The following is a 17053-nucleotide window of genomic DNA, read 5'->3' as shown; positions in this document are numbered from 1 at the left end:
GTGGCTACATGGCGCAAGCGATTCACCGCCTGGTTGATCCGGCGGCGGGCCCCTGTTCATGGGGCAGAGATCCTCTCCACGACCACCGGCGGCTGGCTGGCCCTCGCCAACCACGATCACCGCCTGGACTGGCTCCTCATGGCGCCATTCCTGCCCGATGGCTGCCGGCTCGCCCTTCATCCCGGCGAAATGCCGCCGGCCTGGCTGCGCGCCTGGTGCCATTGGCTGGTCTTCATTCCTCTCGACCCTCTGGAGCCCGAACAGCTCAAGCCCCTGGCGCGACACCTGAAGGAAGGGGGCAGGGTGGCGCTCTTTCCCACCGGCGGCGGCTTCGGCGATGGCGCGGTGGGACGGATCCATGCCGGTCTGGCCCGTCTGCCGGAGTTGGCCGGCGTGCCGGTGATCGGCCTGTGGATCGATTACACCGCCTGGTGGCGCGTGAAAGGGTATCACCCTTCCCCAAACCTGACCATCCTGCCGCCGCGTCATCTCGATCCCGGTCACGGCTCGGATCGCACTCGCGCCGCCGAGTTGGCCCTGTCAACCCTTTTGGAAGATGCGGCCCTCAACGCTCGTGGTCACCCGGCCACCCCCTGGCTGGGTCTGGTCCACATGGCCGAGACGTTGGGGCGCGCCTTTCCCATTCTCGCCGACTCCACCGGCGCGCGCTTCGACTACGGCGGCGTGCTGTTTCGCGCCAGGCTGCTCGGTCGTCTGCTGGCCGAGTGGACACAACCCGGCGAACGGGTCGGGGTGCTGCTTCCCACCTCCGCCGGATCCCTGGTGGTGCTCTTCGCCCTGTTCGCCATCGGTCGCGTGCCGGGCCTGATCAACTTCACCGTCGGACCCGGTGCCGTCCGTTCCGCCTGTCGCACCGCCCACATCCGTCTCGTGCTCACCTCCCGGCGCTTCGTGGACAAGGCCAATCTCGCCCCCCTCGTCGCGGAGTTGGCCAACGAAACCACGGTACGCCACCTTGAGGATCTGGCCGGTGCGGCCCGTCGTCCCTGGAACCTGCTCCGCGCCTGGCTGGCCTCTTTCAGCCGTTCAGGCCCCTCGGTTCACCCCCATGACGAAGCGGTGATCCTGTTTACCTCCGGCACCGAAGGCGAACCCAAGGGGGTGGCCCTCTCCCACGCCGCGCTCATGGCCAACATCCGCCAGGTCCAGGTTCGGGTCGGGCTGCTCTCCGCTCCCGGCCAAGACCTGATGCTCGACGTTCTGCCGCTTTTCCACGCCTTCGGCCTCACCGTCGCCGGACTGGCCCCGCTGCTGTCCGGTTTCAAGCTCCATATGCACCCCTCGCCCCTCGACTACCGCGCCATCGCCGAAATGGCCCAACGCCTGCGGCCTACCCTCCTGGTCGGTACGGATACGTTTCTGGCCGGTTACGGACGGGTGGCACACCCCGGTGATTTTCAATCCTTGCGCCGGGTCTTCGCCGGGGGCGAACCTCTGCGCGAACGGACCCGTCACCTGTGGCTGGAGAAATTCGGTGTGCCGGTCTATCAGGGGTACGGCACCACCGAATGCGCTCCGGCCATCGCGGTCGATACCCCGTTTTTGAAAGGGGATTCGGGTTGCGTGGGTCTGCCGCTGCCCGGCGTTTCGATCATGCTCGAACCGGTTGCCGGGGTCCGCGAGGGCGGACGGTTGCTGGTGAGCGGTCCCAACCTCATGCTCGGCTATATCCCGTCGCGCGGGGATGGAAGGGTGGTGCCGGTTCATGCTTCCGGACCGGGCGCCGGGTGGCACGATGTGGGCGACGTGGTGACCGTGGATGCGCATGGCTTCATCCGGATCGTGGGACGGTTGAAACGGTTTGCCAAGATCGGTGGGGAGATGGTCTCGCTGGCGGCGGTGGAGTCCCTGGCCGAGGCCGCCTGGCCCGACCATCGCCATGCCGCCGTGAGCCTCTCCGACTCCCGCAAGGGGGAACGGATCGTCCTGGCCACCGAGTACCCGACTCCGGATCGCGACACCCTGATCGCGGTGGCCAAACGGGAAGGGATGTCCGCGCTGTTCGTGCCGGGTCGCATCGAGCACATGGAGACCATTCCCCAGCTCGGGCCGGGCAAGATGGATTATCAAACCGTGATCCGGTTTATGGAAACCGGTTTATGATGTGATGGGAAAAGAGTGGTTTCGACAGGGACGGATCAGGCGTTTGCGGCGGTTTCCGCCTTCCAGGCGTGCAGCCCGGACTGAATCTGGTTGCGCCCCGAGAGCTTGGCCATGTACAGCAACTGGTCCGCCGCGGCCAGGATCTCCTCGGGCTCGTGTCCGTGTTTGGGTGTCACCGAGATCACCCCCATGCTTAGGGTCACGATGTCGGCCACATCCGATTGGGGATGAGGAATGGCCAACGCGGCCACCGCCTGTTTGATCTTCTCGGCGGTATGCACCGCCCCTTGCAAGGGGGTCTCCGGCAGGATGCAGGCGAACTCCTCTCCGCCGTAACGGGCCACCAGATCGGTCTTGCGCTCCAACGCCCGTGACAAGGCTCCGGCGATCTGGCGCAGACAGACATCTCCGGCCTGATGGCCTTGAACGTCGTTGAACTTTTTGAAAAAATCCACGTCGATCAACATCGCCGAGAGCCTGGATTCGTGACGCAGACCCCGATGCCACTCCTGGCGCAGGAATTCGTCCAGACTGCGGCGGTTGGGGATGCCGGTCAGACCATCCAGGGAGGCCAGACGTCGCAGCAGGTCGCTCTGGCGTTTCAGATCGATGTGGGTCTTGACCCGGGCGCGCAACAAAAAGGGCTTGACCGGCTTGGTGATGTAGTCCACGCCGCCCGCCTCGAATCCGATCGCCTCGAACTGCTCCTCGCCCATGGCGGTGACGAAGATCACCGGAATGTCCCGTGTCGAGGCGCGGCTCTTCAACCGCCGGCACACCTCGTAGCCGTCCATGCTCGGCATGATCACATCCAACAGGATCAGATCCGGTCCTTTCATCTCGGCCAGATTCATCGCCTTGGATGGGTCGGTGGTGAACAGCACCCGGTGATCCGGTTGCAGAAGCTTGGCCAGCACCTCGATGTTGGTCGCCTCGTCGTCCACCACGAGCACCGTGGGTTGTACGTTCTCTCTCGCCATGCCTCGTATCCCTCAGAGGCTGAATGGCCCATGCCAAACAGCCGACGCGGGCCATTCATGGCCCGCCAAATTGCGCCGCAATTTGAGAAACACGAAGCGATTTTTTCGATTCGTGCCGGTTTGGTGATGCCATGAATGGAATCACCAAACAGCCTCTCAAAGATCCGTCGGAACCGGTGATGCCCACCGATACCCGTATCCGCTCCTCATCCCTGTTCGGCCCATGCCGCCATTTCATCGGCCACCTCTCTGGCCGCTTCCTCGAACTCCAGCATCTCCAGATGCCGTTGGATGCGATCCAGACGACCGGTGTCCGCCCGACCTCTCAAACGAGGGACGAGCCTGCCAAACAATTCACGGGCCTCGAAATCCCCATCGATCAGAAGGTCCAACAAACGTTCCATCTCGCCGGGCGGGAGGGTGGATGGCTCCAGGGGTTCGATCATCGAAGCCGGGATTGGTTCCATGTCGGCCTGCCGGTCGATCGCCGCGATCAGGGTGGAAACTTCTCCGCGCAACCCTTCCAGTTGATGCCGGGCACCGTCCAGATCCCCCTCCTTGACCAACGCCTCCAGCCGCGCGGCCTGCTCCGCGATCCGGTTGGCCGAAAGATTGCCCGCCACCCCTTTCATGCCATGGGTCAACGCCCGCGCCGTCTCCGCGTCGCCATCCGCGAGCGCTTCGGCGATTCGTTCCACCGTGTTTCGATGGGCGGTGATGAACTGACGGGTCAGGCGCATGAACAGATCGACATCCCCATCCAACCGCTCCATGGCCGCGTGGATATCGATCCCCTCGATCTCGGGAAGAGGCATCTCGGCAACGATCCCCGCCGCATTCGTCGGCAACCGCTCCGGAGGCGCCGCTTCTGGTCCCCGTGCCTCCGTGGCCGGCGTCGTCCCCGGGTCCGGGATCAGTCCACCCAACACCGCGAACAGATGCGCGACCACCACCGGTTTGGTCAGGTAGTCGTTCATGCCGATCGCCAGACATTGATCCTTCTCGCTTTTTAACGCATTGGCCGTCATGGCGACGATCGGCAGTCGCCCGGCGTCCAGGCGAAGCCGCAAGCGGCGCGTCGCCTCGTAGCCATCCATCACCGGCATTTGCAGATCCATGAGCACCAGATCGTAGCGATCCGGATCCGCGAAAACCCGTTCGAGCGCCTCTTTTCCGTTGAGGGCATGCTCCGAGGCGATGCCGGCCTTGGCCAGAATCCCCTCCGCCACCTGCCAGTTGATTTCGTGATCCTCGACCACCAGAATGCGCTTGCCTTTCAGATGGGCGGGAATGCGCTCCTGGCTTTTGACCGGGCCGGACATCTGGGCCACCATCCCGCGCCCGAGCGCCTCCTGGATGGTGTTGAGCAGCGTGGAGGGGGTGACCGGTTTGAGCACGAAACCGTTGATGCCCACATCCTTGGCCTCGCGCATCACCTCCTGACGCCCGTGCGCGGTCACCATGATCACCAGTGAGGAGTTGTTGGCCGCGATTTCGCGAATGTGACGCGCGGTTTCGATCCCATCCATGTCCGGCATCTGCCAGTCGAGCAGCACCAGATCATAGGGCCGTTCCCAGGAATCGACGGCCCGACGCATCTCCTCCAGGGCATCTTCGCCGGAGGCGACCGCCTGAACCGTGCAATCCAGACCACGCACCATCTCGCTTAAGATCAACCGTGAGCTGTCGTTGTCGTCCACCACCAGCACCCGCAGAATACCCGAATGGTGGCCGGCAAGCGAGATTTGTACCGGTTCTTGAGGGAATTGTCGGGCCATGGGGACCGTGAAGGCGAATTCGCTCCCCTCTCCAGGCGCGCTGATCACCGTGAACGAACCGTTCATCTGATCGACCAGACTCTTGCAGATCGCCAGTCCCAACCCTGTGCCGCCGTAATGGCGCGTGGTCGAGGAGTCGGCCTGCACGAACGGCTGGAACAGGCCGGTGATCTGCTCCTCGGTCAGACCGATGCCGCTGTCCTTGACCGAAAAACGCAGACGGGCCGTCTCGTCGCTCACCTCCTGCGCCTCGACCCGGAAGACGATCTCCCCGGCCTGGGTGAACTTGACCGCGTTGGTGCCGAGGTTGATCAGGATCTGCTCCAAACGCAGCGCGTCGCCGATCAGGGAGCGGGGCAGATCCGGCGGGATCGAGAAGAGAATCTCCAACCCTTTCTCCTCGGCGCGCATCGACACCATGCTGGCCACCTTCTCCATCACCTCGCCGAGCTGGAAGGGGTGGAGTTCCAGTTCCATGCGTCCGGCCTCGATCTTGGAGAAGTCCAGAATGTCGTTGATGATCCCCAGCAGGGTTTCTGCCGCGTACTGGATCTTGCGCATGCGCGATTGCTGACCCGGCGTGAGCGGCGTTTGCGACAGCAGATAGCCAAGGCCGATGATGGTGTTCATCGGGGTGCGGATTTCATGGCTCATGTTGGCCAGAAAGAGGCTCTTGGCCCGATTGGCCGCCTCGGCGCTCTCCTTGGCCGCCAACAGGGCCGCCTCGGTTTGTTTGCGTTCGGTGATGTCGCGGATCACCGCCGAAAAATACCGGGTTCCATCGGCATGTGTCCAGGAGTTGATCGACATTTCCAGCGGGAACTCCTGGCCATCCTTGCGCCGTCCGCTCATCTCCGTGGTCAGCCCGAGCATCGGGGCATGTCCGGTCTGGAGGAACCGCTCGAAACCCACCCGATGGGCTTCGGCATGGCGATCCGGAATCAGGGGGCGCAGGGTCTGCCCCAGGATCTCCTCCTTGGAATACCCGAACAGCGCCTCGGCACCCTTGTTCCAGAAGATGATCTTCTGCGCGCAATCCACGGCGATGATCGCATCGCGAATCGACAGGGTGACCGAACGGAACCGCTCCTCGCTGGATTGGAGACGCGCCATGGTCTGTTCGTGGCGGATCATCTCCTGACGCATCTTGAGGTTGCTCGATTCGGCCTGGGCGATGGCGTCGTTGAGCGAGGTGAGCATTTGTTTGCGTTCGGAGATGTCGCGCAGAAAGGCGGTGAAGAAGGTGAACTGTTCGCCGGGGATCACCGTGATGGCGATCTCCGTGGGAATGCGCATCCCCCTGGCGTTGATGGCGTGGATTTCGATGTGCTGGTTGATGACCCTCTGTTCCCCGGTGGACAGATAACGGACCATGCCCTGGCGGTGGGATTCGCGCAATTCCGGGGGAATGATGGTTTCGGCGATGTCGTGACCCAGCACATCCTGCTTGCGAAAGCCGAAGATCCGTTCGGCGGCCTTGTTGAATTCGAGGATTCGACCCTGGGTGTCGATGGAGATGATGGCATCGAGGGCCGTGTCGAGGATGGCGCGGTTGCGCTCCTCGCCGTGCCGCAGTTCGGCGGTGGCCTTGCGCAGGTTGCCCTCGATCCGCGACAGCAGATGGCGGAACACCCAGGCCAGAAACAGGGCGCTCAAGGTGATGCCGAGGATGACCCGGTTTTTGTGGGCATTGGTGATCTTGTCCAGGATCTGATCCTCGTGGATCACCAGCAGTCGGGCCACGTCCCGCTCCCGGATGTCACGGAGCGGCAGGGTGAAGTGATGCAGATGATTCACCCCCTCGGTGTCGGTCAGAACGGTCTCCAGCAGGCCGCCTTTCCATTGGTTGGCGCGCACCTGTCTGGCCATCTCCGGCGGGAGGGCGTGTTGGGTGCCCATCGAACGGACCACATCCGGAAAGTGATCCCACTCCTCGGCGGCGGTCGGATGATCGGTGCGCTCCTTCCAGGTGTTCATGTCAAGATGTGTTTTGTTCAGGAATAAATGCAGATCCGCATGCAGGCTCTTGCGCAGGGTGGGGAGCATGCCGGCCAGATCCTTGCCCATCTCCAACAGCCCGATCAACTCCCCATCGACCTTCCAGGGCAGCACCACCCGCAGACTCAACTCCCCGTTCAGCCCGATCTCCAGACCGTGGGCGGTTTGCAGGGATTCGATGGCCAGACGGGTGGAGAGTCGCTGGATGCGATCCCCGTGCAGGGTGGGGTTGTGGACGCGCAGGATGTTGGTGCCGGCGTCGTCGTGGAAATAGAGATGGGAGATCGCCTGTTCGCGCTGCCAGTGTTGCAGCATGGGCAGGCTCTTGCGCAGCAGGGCATCGCGCTGACGGGCGCGAAAGAGCGCCTGGATTTCCGGATCGTGGGTGAGACCGAGCAGTTGACCTTCCATGGCGCGGCGGCTCTCTTCGAGCATCAGGCGCAGGGAGGACTCGACCTCCTGGTGGAAGCGGTTGTTCAACCCCTGCTCCTGTTCGGCGAGCATCCAGTTCAGGGAGAGCAGGAACAGCCCCAACAGCGACCCGTAGGCCAACAGAAACGACGCGATGATCGGCTTCTGGATTCGCCAGATGCTGTTGTCTAGAGGTGATGCCATGTCCTGGGATTCCGGTGCGCGGCTGGTGGATTGAATGGAGTGATGGGCTGCCTTGCAATGCCCCAACATTATATGATGACAAATTGATCTGGTTTTGGCCAGAGGGGGTTACAATGTGATACATCCGATATGAACGGGCTGTTACGGATTGTTGCCATGGCCTGGACTCGACTTTGGCCATTTCATGCTGTGGCGGTCAATTGATACATCAAGGCCCCCCCATACCTCTACAGGTCCATTGTACGCAGTCAGTCTGCGGAATTGAGTTGCCATGGAACTCCCGAAGGGATGTCCATGGTACGGGGGGTGAGGGGGTTCTCCCCCCCATCATGCAAGTTACAGCATGACGAAGCGATCCACGAAGGCTAAGCAGAATTTTGGCTCCCTGCAATCCAGACCATTTGGCGTGACTCAGGACGTGGTGATACTTCTCGAATCTCTTTTCGTGGGAGCGCCCCATGTCCGCAAGATCGACACCACCGTCCGAGGCTCCTGGCACAAAATCGCTCCTGTCACCATCAAACGTACAGGGCACCAGACTGGAGCGGAAGACAGCTCGGAAAACGGCAGCAAAACGAGTAAACTGCTCATTGGCAAGGATGGTATCTGAAATTTCTCCCGATTTTTTGATTGAGTTTCGATAATCAGTATACCAGAGTCATCTTTGCCTTTCACCTGCTGAATGAAATGGCCAAGGTCGAGGAATGGTTATCAATCAAAAAGGCATTTCCACAGGCGTGATGGGCATGGAAAGCAGCGCGTTTCCCATCAAGGTGCGGGGCAGGGAGTCGTGGTGTTGCTTTTGACTTTGCCTTTGACTTTTTACCCGAAGGGCATCATGTTTGCATGGACAGATCATGGATGGACGATGCACCTTGCCGTGCCTTTCTTATCAGGTATTTGCAGGCGCAACCCCAACCCAGTACTTGGTTGAACGGTTATTATGAGGCTCCCGCGAGGAGCGCGCCCTGGTCTGGGGAAGACAGTGATCGTTCCCATTCTGAGCGTGATAACGGAATTTTCGTCACATTCGCAAAGCATGTCCCTTTCCTAATCAGAAATCGGAACAATTGGAATTCTCCCGGGGGAGTCGAGCACATGTTGCAAGTTTCGTTCACGAATTTTCTCAAGTTGGAGGCAGCCGGCGGAATCGTATTGGTGGTTGCTGGTATGTTGGCCATGGTGCTGGTTAATTCACCTCTGGGGGTGTATTACAACATTTTTTTGGATACTCCAGTGGTGGTGCAGGTGGGTGCGCTGATCGTTTCAAAGCCTCTATTGTTATGGATTAACGATGGGCTTATGGTTCTGTTTTTTCTGCTGGTCGGGCTGGAAATCAAACGCGAGATCTTGGAAGGGGAGCTTTCCGAACCGTCTCGGGTGATTCTTCCGGCGTTCGGGGCCTTGGGAGGAATGGTGGTCCCGGCTTTGATCTATATGGCCTTCAACCACGGTGATCCGGTGGCGACCAACGGCTGGGCCATTCCCTCGGCCACCGACATCGCCTTTGCCCTGGGCATTCTGACGTTGCTGGGTGATCGGGTTCCTGTCAGCCTCAAACTCTTTTTGATGACCCTGGCCGTGCTGGATGATCTGGCTGGCATCATCATCATCGCTTTGTTTTACAATGCCGGGCTTTCGACCTCCGCGCTGCAATTGGCCGTGCTTTGCATGGCCGCGTTGATTCTTTTCAACATGCTGCGACTCACCAGCATCGTGCTCTATGGACTTGTTGGCGTGCTGCTGTGGCTGTGCGTGCTCAAATCCGGCGTCCATGCCACCTTGGCCGGCGTGGTGTTGGCCCTGACCATCCCTTTGCGCGTGGAGGTTCCCAACGGTCATCCACCCCTGCGTCAATTGGAACACGATCTGCATCCGGTCGTGGCTTTCGGCGTGCTGCCGCTCTTTGCTTTCGCCAATGCCGGAGTCCCCCTGGCCGGAGTCACGCCAGAGATCTTGCTCGATCCCGTTCCCATGGGAATCCTTCTGGGGCTGTTTGCTGGCAAGCAAATCGGCGTTCTCGGAAGCGTCTGGCTGGTGGTGCGGCTCGGCATGGCCCGATTGCCCGATGGTATGACATGGGGACGTCTTCATGGCCTGTCCATGCTGTGCGGAGTCGGTTTCACCATGAGCCTGTTCATTGGATCTCTGGCCTTCGAACAGTCGGGTGAGGCAGGATCCCACTTGGTCATGGCCAATCGGATCGGTATTCTGTGTGGCTCGATGTTGTCGGCGGTGGGGGGGTATCTCCTGCTGCGCCGACGGTTGCGGGAATCGGAATAGGTGTGTGGTCTTTTTCTTTAGGCAATGGGCATGAGAAGGGCTTGGCTATCCTTGTCATGGCATGATCCAGGGAGAATGGCATGGCGTACGGCAAGCACCTTCCAAGTGGGCGGGATGGGGAGAGTTCCCATGTGACACCCAAGGGTGGCGATCCCTCGCGGAGGTTTCCCGGCAAGCCCGAGGCGGGGCGGGAGTATCCCTTCGAGCTGGTCTCCGATTTTCCGCCGCGCGGGGATCAGCCGGGGGCGATACGGGCGTTGGCCGACGGGTGGCGGGCCGGCAAGCGCGATCAGACCCTGCTCGGGGTCACCGGGTCTGGCAAGACCTTCACCATGGCCCATGTGATCCGCGAGTTGGGCAAGCCGGCCCTGATCCTGGCCCACAACAAAACCCTGGCCGGGCAACTCTACGGCGAGATGAAGGCTTTTTTTCCCGACAACGCCGTCGAATTCTTCGTCTCCTATTACGACTACTACCAGCCCGAAGCCTACGTGCCGCGCACCGATACCTTCATCGAGAAGGATTCGGCCATCAACGACCGCATCGATCGGTTGCGACACGGGGCCACCCGCTCCCTGCTGTCACGCCGCGACGTGATCATCGTCGCCTCGGTCTCCTGCATCTACGGCATCGGTTCCCCCGAGTCCTACCAGGAGATGTCCCTCGAGGTGGTGGTCGGCCAGGAGATCGACCAGCGCACCCTGTTGCGCAGGCTGGTCGAGATGCAATACACCCGCAACGACATCGAATTCGCCCGCGGCACCTTCCGGGTGCGCGGAGATACCCTGGAACTCTTTCCGCCCCACGAGGAGAATCGCGCCGTGCGGCTGGAGTTTTTCGGCGATCTGCTGGAACGGGTGCGCTCCATCGACGCCCTTACCGGCACGCCGATACGCGACCTGGAGCGGTTCGATATCTTTCCGGCCAGCCACTACGTCACCCGGCGCGAGGTGGTGTTGCGCGCCATGGAGGAGATCAAGCGCGATCTGGCGGCGCGCCTGAAGGCGTTCCGCGATCAGGGCAAGCTTCTGGAGGCGCAACGCCTCGAAACCCGCACCGCCCACGATCTGGAGATGATGCGCGAGGTGGGGTACTGCACCGGCATCGAGAACTACAGCCGCTATCTCACCGGACGGGCGCCGGGTGAGGCGCCGCCGACCCTGTTCGAATATCTTCCCGACGATGCCATCCTGTTCGTGGACGAAAGCCATGTGACCCTGCCGCAGGTGCGCGGCATGGCGCGTGGGGATCGCAGTCGCAAGGCGACCCTGGTCGAATACGGCTTTCGTCTGCCGGCGGCCCTCGACAACCGACCGTTGACCTTCGAGGAGTTCGATCGCATGCGACCGCGGACCATCTGTGTCTCCGCGACGCCGGGCGAGTATGAACTCGAGCGCAGTCGCCGGGTGGTGGTCGAGCAGATCAACCGTCCGACCGGACTGTTGGAGCCGGAGTGCGTGGTGGTTCCGGCCTCCGGGCAGGTGGATCATCTGCTGGCCGAGATTCGCACCGTGGTGGAGCGCGGCCAGCGGGTGTTGGCCACCACCCTGACCAAGCGCATGGCCGAGGATCTGACCGAGTATCTGGAGGGGTTGGCGATCCGGGTGCGCTATCTTCATTCCGACATCGACACCCTGGAGCGGCTGGAGATCATTCGCGATCTGCGGTTGGGGGTGTTCGACGTGCTGGTGGGGATCAACCTGTTGCGCGAGGGGTTGGACATTCCGGAGACGGCGCTGGTGGCGATTCTGGATGCCGACAAGGAGGGGTTTCTGCGTTCCGAGACCTCGCTGATCCAGACCATCGGGCGGGCGGCGCGCAACGTCGATGGTCGGGTGATTCTTTATGGCGATCAGATCACCGGCTCCATGGAGGCGGCGTTGCGCGAGACCCGGCGCAGGCGTGCCCTGCAGGAGGCGTTCAACCGGGAACATGGCATCCAGCCGGCATCGGTGCGAAAGCGGGTGATGGATACGCCGGGCGATGTCTTCGGAACACGCACGCCCGCCGCGCCGGCGCGTGCGCGCGTCGCCGAGGAGGGGGAGGGGTATCGGATCCCGGCGGGCGATCCGGCCCGCGAGATCAAGCAACTGGAGAAAAAAATGAAGGATGCCGCAGCCAATCTCGATTTCGAGCTGGCCGCGCTCTATCGGGACCGGCTGATCGCCCTGGAAAAGGAGCTGTTTCTGCCTGGGTTGTCGCTGGCCGATGACCCCAGTTTGCCGGACAAACGAGAACGCGCGGGGAAAACCCTTCCGAAAAGATGATATTTTGTTATAATGCGTCCCGCCAGGGGCGCGATTGACTGTTGGGGCATGGCGTCGTGGTTCGGCCTTGGCAAGGCTGGAGCGACAATCGGGAACGTTTGCATGGGGAGTGTTCGGGATGAGTGGCGGGTTGGAGAAGATCGTGGTGCGCATCGATGCGGACTTGGCCGAGATCGCGCCGGGATACCTGGAGAATCGCCGCAAGGATCTGGAGCAGTTGCCTCTGGCGCTGGTGAGCGGGGATTTCAATCTGTTGCGCACGCTGGGTCACCGTATGAAGGGTTCCGGGGCTGGCTATGGCTTTGATGCGATCAGCGAGATCGGACGGGCCATCGAGGAGGCTGCCAAGCGTGAGGATCGACCGGGCGTGGAACACGGCATCGCCGAGTTGGTCGCCTATCTGGAGCGATTGGAAGTGGTGTATGCCTAGTTCTCGTCCAGGGATCTTGGACGTTCAACCTTGGGAGGAACCGTGAGATGTCAACTCCGGATCATGTCCTGGTGGTGGACGACGACCCCGACATCCGCACCCTCGTGGGACGGCTGTTGGAAAAGAACGGTTTTCGCGTCAGCAAGGTCGCCGATGGCAAGGGGCTGAGGCAACTGCTCGAAAAGAGTCAACCCGACCTGATCGTCCTGGACCTGATGCTGCCCGATGAGGATGGTTTGGTGTTGTGTCGCAATCTGCGCTCCCGCTCCAACATTCCGGTGATCATCCTGAGTGCCCGCGGCGAGGATATGGATCGGATCATCGGTCTGGAGATGGGCGCGGACGACTATCTGGGCAAGCCGTTCCACCCCCGCGAGCTGCTGGCGCGGGTCAAGAGCGTGTTGCGTCGCGCCCGTTCCCTGCCCGGCGACACCCAGGAAGAGGATGCCAACACCACCTACCGGTTCGCCGGTTGGGTGTTGGACGTGCCCACCCGTCAGCTTTACTCCCCCAAGTCGAAGAAAATCTTCCTGAGCGGCGGCGAATTTTCCCTGTTGCGGGTTTTTTTGAACCACCCCAATCGGGTGTTGAGTCGCGACCAACTCCTGGACTTCTCCCATGGTCGCGAAATCGAACCCTTCGACCGCACCATCGACATGCAGGTCAGTCGCCTGCGGCGTCGTTTGGGCGACGATCCCAAAAAACCAGCGCTGATCAAGACCGTGCGCAGCTCCGGGTATGTCCTGGCGGTGCGTGTGGAGCGGGGAGGGGAGCAGCACCATGTCGAGGACGATTCAAGTCCTGTTGATTGACAGCGACCGCTTGCGGCACGCCTTGTTGCGTTCCATTCTGGAAGGGGTGGGCCTCGAGGTGTTGGGTGCGCCGGTCGAGGGGTTGGGGTGGCGGGTGTTGCGCGCCGCGCCCTGCGATCTGGTGATCACCGATCTGCCGTTGACCGACGCGGAAGGACTGGAAATCCTGCGGGAGTTGCCGAGCGCCTATCCCGAAACCCACATCATCGCCTTGATGGATGGCATCGATGCCCACCTCGAAGCCCACGAACTGGCCGACGAACGGTTGCGCGATCGGGTGCGGGTGCTGCTCAAACCGGTGTTCCGGGGACAGTTGTTGACCTCGATCCGGGAGTTGTTCCCGGACTGGCATCCCGACGAGGTGGATTGGAACGCGGAAGGGTTGTGATCCGGTTTTTCGGAGGGCTTCGATGGCTCCGGGATGCCGGAGCGGCGTGAGGAACGGTTGAAAGCGCGATGAAAGCGGTGGTGCAGCGGGTCAGCGAGGCGGGGGTGACGGTCGCCGGCGAGGAGATCGGCGCGATCGGTGCGGGTCTGGTGGTGCTGTTGGCCGTGGAGCGCGGCGACGGGGAGCACGAGGTGACCCGCATGACCCGCAAGATCGCCGGGTTGCGCATCTTTCCCGACGAACGGGGGCGCATGCACCACTCGGTGCGGGATATTCACGGCGGGGTGTTGGCCATTTCGCAATTCACCCTGGCGGCCAATCTGGAGAAGGGGTTCCGGCCCTCCTTCGATCGCGCCGAGGAGCCCAATCGTGCCCGGATGCTCTTCGATTCCTTTTGTCAACGTCTGCATGCCGAAGGTGTCGAGGTGACCACCGGTCGTTTCGGTGCCGACATGCAGGTCCGGCTGATCAACGACGGGCCGGTCACCTTCACGCTTTCCTTCACGTCCGGTGGTCTGGACTCTCATTCGTAACCGTCACGTCCAATAATTGCTGTCCATTCCCTTTCAGTCCGGCTGATGTCGTGTGGTCGTTCAGCCGGCAAGGGCAACAACGTTGTTGCCCTTGCCGGTGGCGGTGCGTGCAGAGGCCTGTTTCGCGAATTCGTCCATGTCCAGGTACCGCCTTACCCAGAAAAAATGGGATGTGTGGTTGAGGCGTCCTGGTCGCTGGCCAGGGAATTGACAAATCTGACCCATTGATTCTGCATGGGGTGATGGCGATAAGCCATGGCCTGCTCCAAATGAATCAGCGCCCCGATCCGGTCCCCTGTCACCAGCGCTTGCAGGGCCAGGCGCTCCGCGCGTCGGCGGGCGGTGTCGATGCGGGTCAGCCAGTGCAACTCCGCACCGCAGCGACGGCACACCTCGTGACCCGGAGTGCGGGCGCCACAGGCGGGGCAGCGTTCGATCACGATCGGCCTCACGTTTCCAGATAGAACAGAATCTCCGACAGCCCTTCGCAGGGCTCCTGGAGGTTGGGGATGGCGTTGTCGGCGAGAGCCTGGCGGATCTCTTCGATGTGATTGATCATCTCCTCCTGATCTTCCGGCGATGCCTGGTCGAGCATCCGTTCGGCCTTTTCCACCAGGGCACGCGCGCGCACCACCTCTTGTCGGTCCTCTTCGTCCGCGTCATCCCCGTTGGCAAACAGGTTTGCAACCCGCTGCCGGGCTTGGATCATCTCCGACTCGTCCAGCCGCTCCATGGCATGGCTGATGCTGATCTTTTTGGAGATCCCGGTTTTCTTCTCGGTCGCCGAAACATGCAACACCCCATCCGCATCCAGATCCATGCGCAACACCACCGGACTGTTGGCCGGGGCCGGACTCAACCCCTCCACCGTGAATTCGCCGATCAGCCGGTTTTTCAAGGCATCGATGTTCTCCCCCTGGAACACCTGGACCTCCACCAGCTGCTGGTTTTCGACCATGGTGTAGAACACCTCGCTCTTGCTGATCGGAATCGGCGAGTTCTTGAGAATCACCGGCACGAACAGATCCGGCGAGGGGACGCCATCCAGCTCCCCATAGGCGGAAGTTCCGAACGTATAGGGGGTGACATCCACCAGCACCGCGGAAACCGGTGCGCCCAGGATGCTGGCCGCCTGGATCGAGGCGCCCATGGCCACGCAAAGATCCGGATCGACCTCGCCATGGGGCCGCATCCCGAAGATCTCCTCCAAACGTCGGGAGACCAGCGGCGTTCGGGTCGCGCCACCCACCAGCAGAATGGATTCCACATCCGAGGCGGTGAGACCCGATCCGTTCAAGGCGATATGCACCGCCTCCAGGGTCTTGTCCAGGTAGGGGGTGATCATCTCCTCGTATTCGTCCCGGCTCAACTCCAGGTTGAGATGCAGAGGTTTGCCCTTGTGCTCCAGAAGGTACTCCTCGGCAATGGTGACATACGGGCGATCGGACAGTTGTCGTTTGGCCGCCTCCGCCGCACGCCGCAGCCGTGCCAGGGCGGTCGGACTGCTGGCGGCATCCACGCCATGTCGAGCCTTGAAGTGTTCAAGCAGGTGGGTGACGATCTCTTCGTCGAAATCATCCCCACCCAGATGGTTGTCGCCATGGCTGGAGATCACCTCGACCACCCCATCCTCGATGCGCACCACCGAAACATCGAAAGTGCCGCCCCCCAGATCGTACACCAGGATCTTCTTTCCGGCCTGCCGTCCGGCTTCGTAGACCAACGCCGCCGCCGTCGGCTCGTTGATCATGCGCAGCACCTCCAGACCGGCGATCTCGCCCGCCTCGCGGGTGGCCTGGCGCTGGGCATCGGAGAAATAGGCCGGCACCGTGATCACCGCCTTTTGGACCGCTTGCCCCAGATGGGCCTCGGCCATCGATTTCAGGCGCTTGAGAATGATCGCGGAGATCTCTTGCGGCAGATAATTCTGACCAGCCATGGTCACCGGCGTGGTTTCGCCCATGCGCCGCTTGACGGAACGGATGGTGCGCTCCGGAAACACCACATACTGGTTGCGCGCCTCTTCCCCCACCAACAGGGTGCCATCCTCGGCAACCCCGACAAAGGAGGGGAGAATGCGGTTGCCGCGCGCATCGGGAATCACCTCCACGCGGCCCTGACGATAAATCGCCACCTCGGAGTTGGTGGTTCCCAGATCGATGCCAATCACCCATTCATCCATCATGACTCAGTGCTCTCCAATCTTGTTGACCACCACTTCCGCCAGGCGCAACAGTTCACCCCGCCACAGAAATCCCTTGCGCATCTCGGTCAGCACCACGCCATCCGCGACCTCCTTGTGACGCTCCACCCGCACCGCCCGCGCCAGGCGGGGATTCAGGGGCCGGTCGAGCAACTCCAGAGGGTGCACCTCCTGCGCGGTCAGCAGTTGATCGAGCCGCCAGAGCAGCATCTCCTGACCCGCGTGCCAGGCTTCGAGCCTCTCCTGCTGCTTGCGGAACAGACGTTTGAAAAACCGTTTGCCGCCCTGTTTGGCCGGCGACATCTCCAACGAGGCGAGCAGACGATCCCGCAGTTCCAACAGCTCCAGCAGCACGGGCCGCAAGGCTTCCTGTCCGGCCAATCGTGGTTCCTCGCGCAGGCGCTGGATCTTCTCCTGCATGGCGGCATGTCCGGCCTGCAAGGGATCCACCAGGGCGCGGAACTGCTCCAACGCGGATTTGACCTGACGGGACTCGATGCGGATTTCGTTTTTCAGGGCCGCCAGTTCACCAAACAGCGTATAGAGGTCCACCTGGGGTTCGTCCGCGACCGATGCCTCGCCGGTCTGCTCCAGATAGTCGCGGAATTGCGCCAACAAGGCTTCCTGGCCTGGGGTGAGCAT

The 17053-nt window shown here is 61.8% G+C and carries 13 protein-coding genes; 8 read left to right on the top strand and 5 right to left on the bottom strand.

Annotated elements, in window-relative coordinates; all coding sequences use genetic code 11:
- A complete protein-coding gene (locus ACV4UY_RS04715) occupies positions 1-2124 on the top strand; it encodes an AMP-binding protein (RefSeq protein WP_491606492.1) in 2124 nt (707 codons plus the stop codon).
- A gap of 35 nt (positions 2125-2159) precedes the next feature.
- On the opposite strand, the gene ACV4UY_RS04710 is transcribed toward ACV4UY_RS04715, so the two are convergent.
- Both ACV4UY_RS04710 and ACV4UY_RS04705 read right to left on the bottom strand, forming a co-directional pair.
- On the bottom strand, positions 2160-3104 hold the full coding sequence (locus tag ACV4UY_RS04710; RefSeq protein WP_491606491.1) for a diguanylate cyclase: 945 nt from the start codon (positions 3102-3104) through the stop codon (positions 2160-2162).
- 206 nt (positions 3105-3310) lie between these two features.
- Positions 3311-7495 carry a PAS domain S-box protein gene (locus tag ACV4UY_RS04705; protein WP_491606490.1) on the bottom strand — a complete coding sequence of 1395 codons (4185 nt, stop codon included), beginning with the start codon at positions 7493-7495 and terminating at the stop codon, positions 3311-3313.
- A gap of 343 nt (positions 7496-7838) precedes the next feature.
- On the opposite strand from ACV4UY_RS04705, the gene ACV4UY_RS04700 reads away from it, so the two are divergent.
- The 7 genes from ACV4UY_RS04700 (at position 7839) to dtd (ending at position 14208) form a co-directional block, all read left to right on the top strand.
- A complete protein-coding gene (locus ACV4UY_RS04700) occupies positions 7839-8105 on the top strand; it encodes a hypothetical protein (protein WP_491606489.1) in 267 nt (88 codons plus the stop codon).
- Positions 8106-8593: 488 nt separating this feature from the next.
- A complete protein-coding gene (gene nhaA / locus ACV4UY_RS04695) occupies positions 8594-9778 on the top strand; it encodes a Na+/H+ antiporter NhaA (protein ID WP_491606514.1) in 1185 nt (394 codons plus the stop codon).
- An 80-nt stretch (positions 9779-9858) separates the two neighbouring features.
- Positions 9859-12045 carry an excinuclease ABC subunit UvrB gene (uvrB, locus tag ACV4UY_RS04690; RefSeq protein WP_491606488.1) on the top strand — a complete coding sequence of 729 codons (2187 nt, stop codon included), beginning with the start codon at positions 9859-9861 and terminating at the stop codon, positions 12043-12045.
- A gap of 118 nt (positions 12046-12163) precedes the next feature.
- Entirely contained in the window at positions 12164-12475 is a 312-nt protein-coding gene (locus ACV4UY_RS04685; protein ID WP_491606487.1) for an Hpt domain-containing protein, read from the top strand.
- Between the two features lie 47 nt (positions 12476-12522).
- Complete coding sequence (locus ACV4UY_RS04680; protein WP_491606486.1) at positions 12523-13287, top strand: response regulator; 765 nt, start codon at positions 12523-12525, stop codon at positions 13285-13287.
- Entirely contained in the window at positions 13256-13675 is a 420-nt protein-coding gene (locus ACV4UY_RS04675) for a response regulator (RefSeq protein WP_491606485.1), read from the top strand. The genes ACV4UY_RS04680 and ACV4UY_RS04675 overlap by 32 nt, the downstream gene beginning before the upstream one ends.
- Before the next feature lie 68 nt (positions 13676-13743).
- On the top strand, positions 13744-14208 hold the full coding sequence (gene dtd, locus ACV4UY_RS04670; protein WP_491606484.1) for a D-aminoacyl-tRNA deacylase: 465 nt from the start codon (positions 13744-13746) through the stop codon (positions 14206-14208).
- A gap of 152 nt (positions 14209-14360) precedes the next feature.
- Here dtd and ACV4UY_RS04665 read toward each other — a convergent pair whose 3' ends face one another.
- The 3 genes from ACV4UY_RS04665 to ACV4UY_RS04655 are packed head-to-tail and all read right to left on the bottom strand — an operon-like array spanning position 14361 to position 17053.
- Entirely contained in the window at positions 14361-14648 is a 288-nt protein-coding gene (locus ACV4UY_RS04665; RefSeq protein WP_491606515.1) for a hypothetical protein, read from the bottom strand.
- Positions 14649-14656: 8 nt separating this feature from the next.
- Positions 14657-16393, bottom strand: a complete 1737-nt coding sequence (locus ACV4UY_RS04660; RefSeq protein ID WP_491606483.1) for an Hsp70 family protein — start codon at positions 16391-16393, stop codon at positions 14657-14659.
- A 3-nt stretch (positions 16394-16396) separates the two neighbouring features.
- Positions 16397-17053: a nucleotide exchange factor GrpE gene (locus tag ACV4UY_RS04655; RefSeq protein ID WP_491606482.1), complete on the bottom strand. Its 657-nt coding sequence runs from the start codon at positions 17051-17053 to the stop codon at positions 16397-16399.

Source organism: Candidatus Magnetaquiglobus sp. (assembly GCF_058402785.1).
Note: the sequence above shows the minus strand (reverse complement) of the source record. Positions and strands in the feature narration are given on the sequence as shown.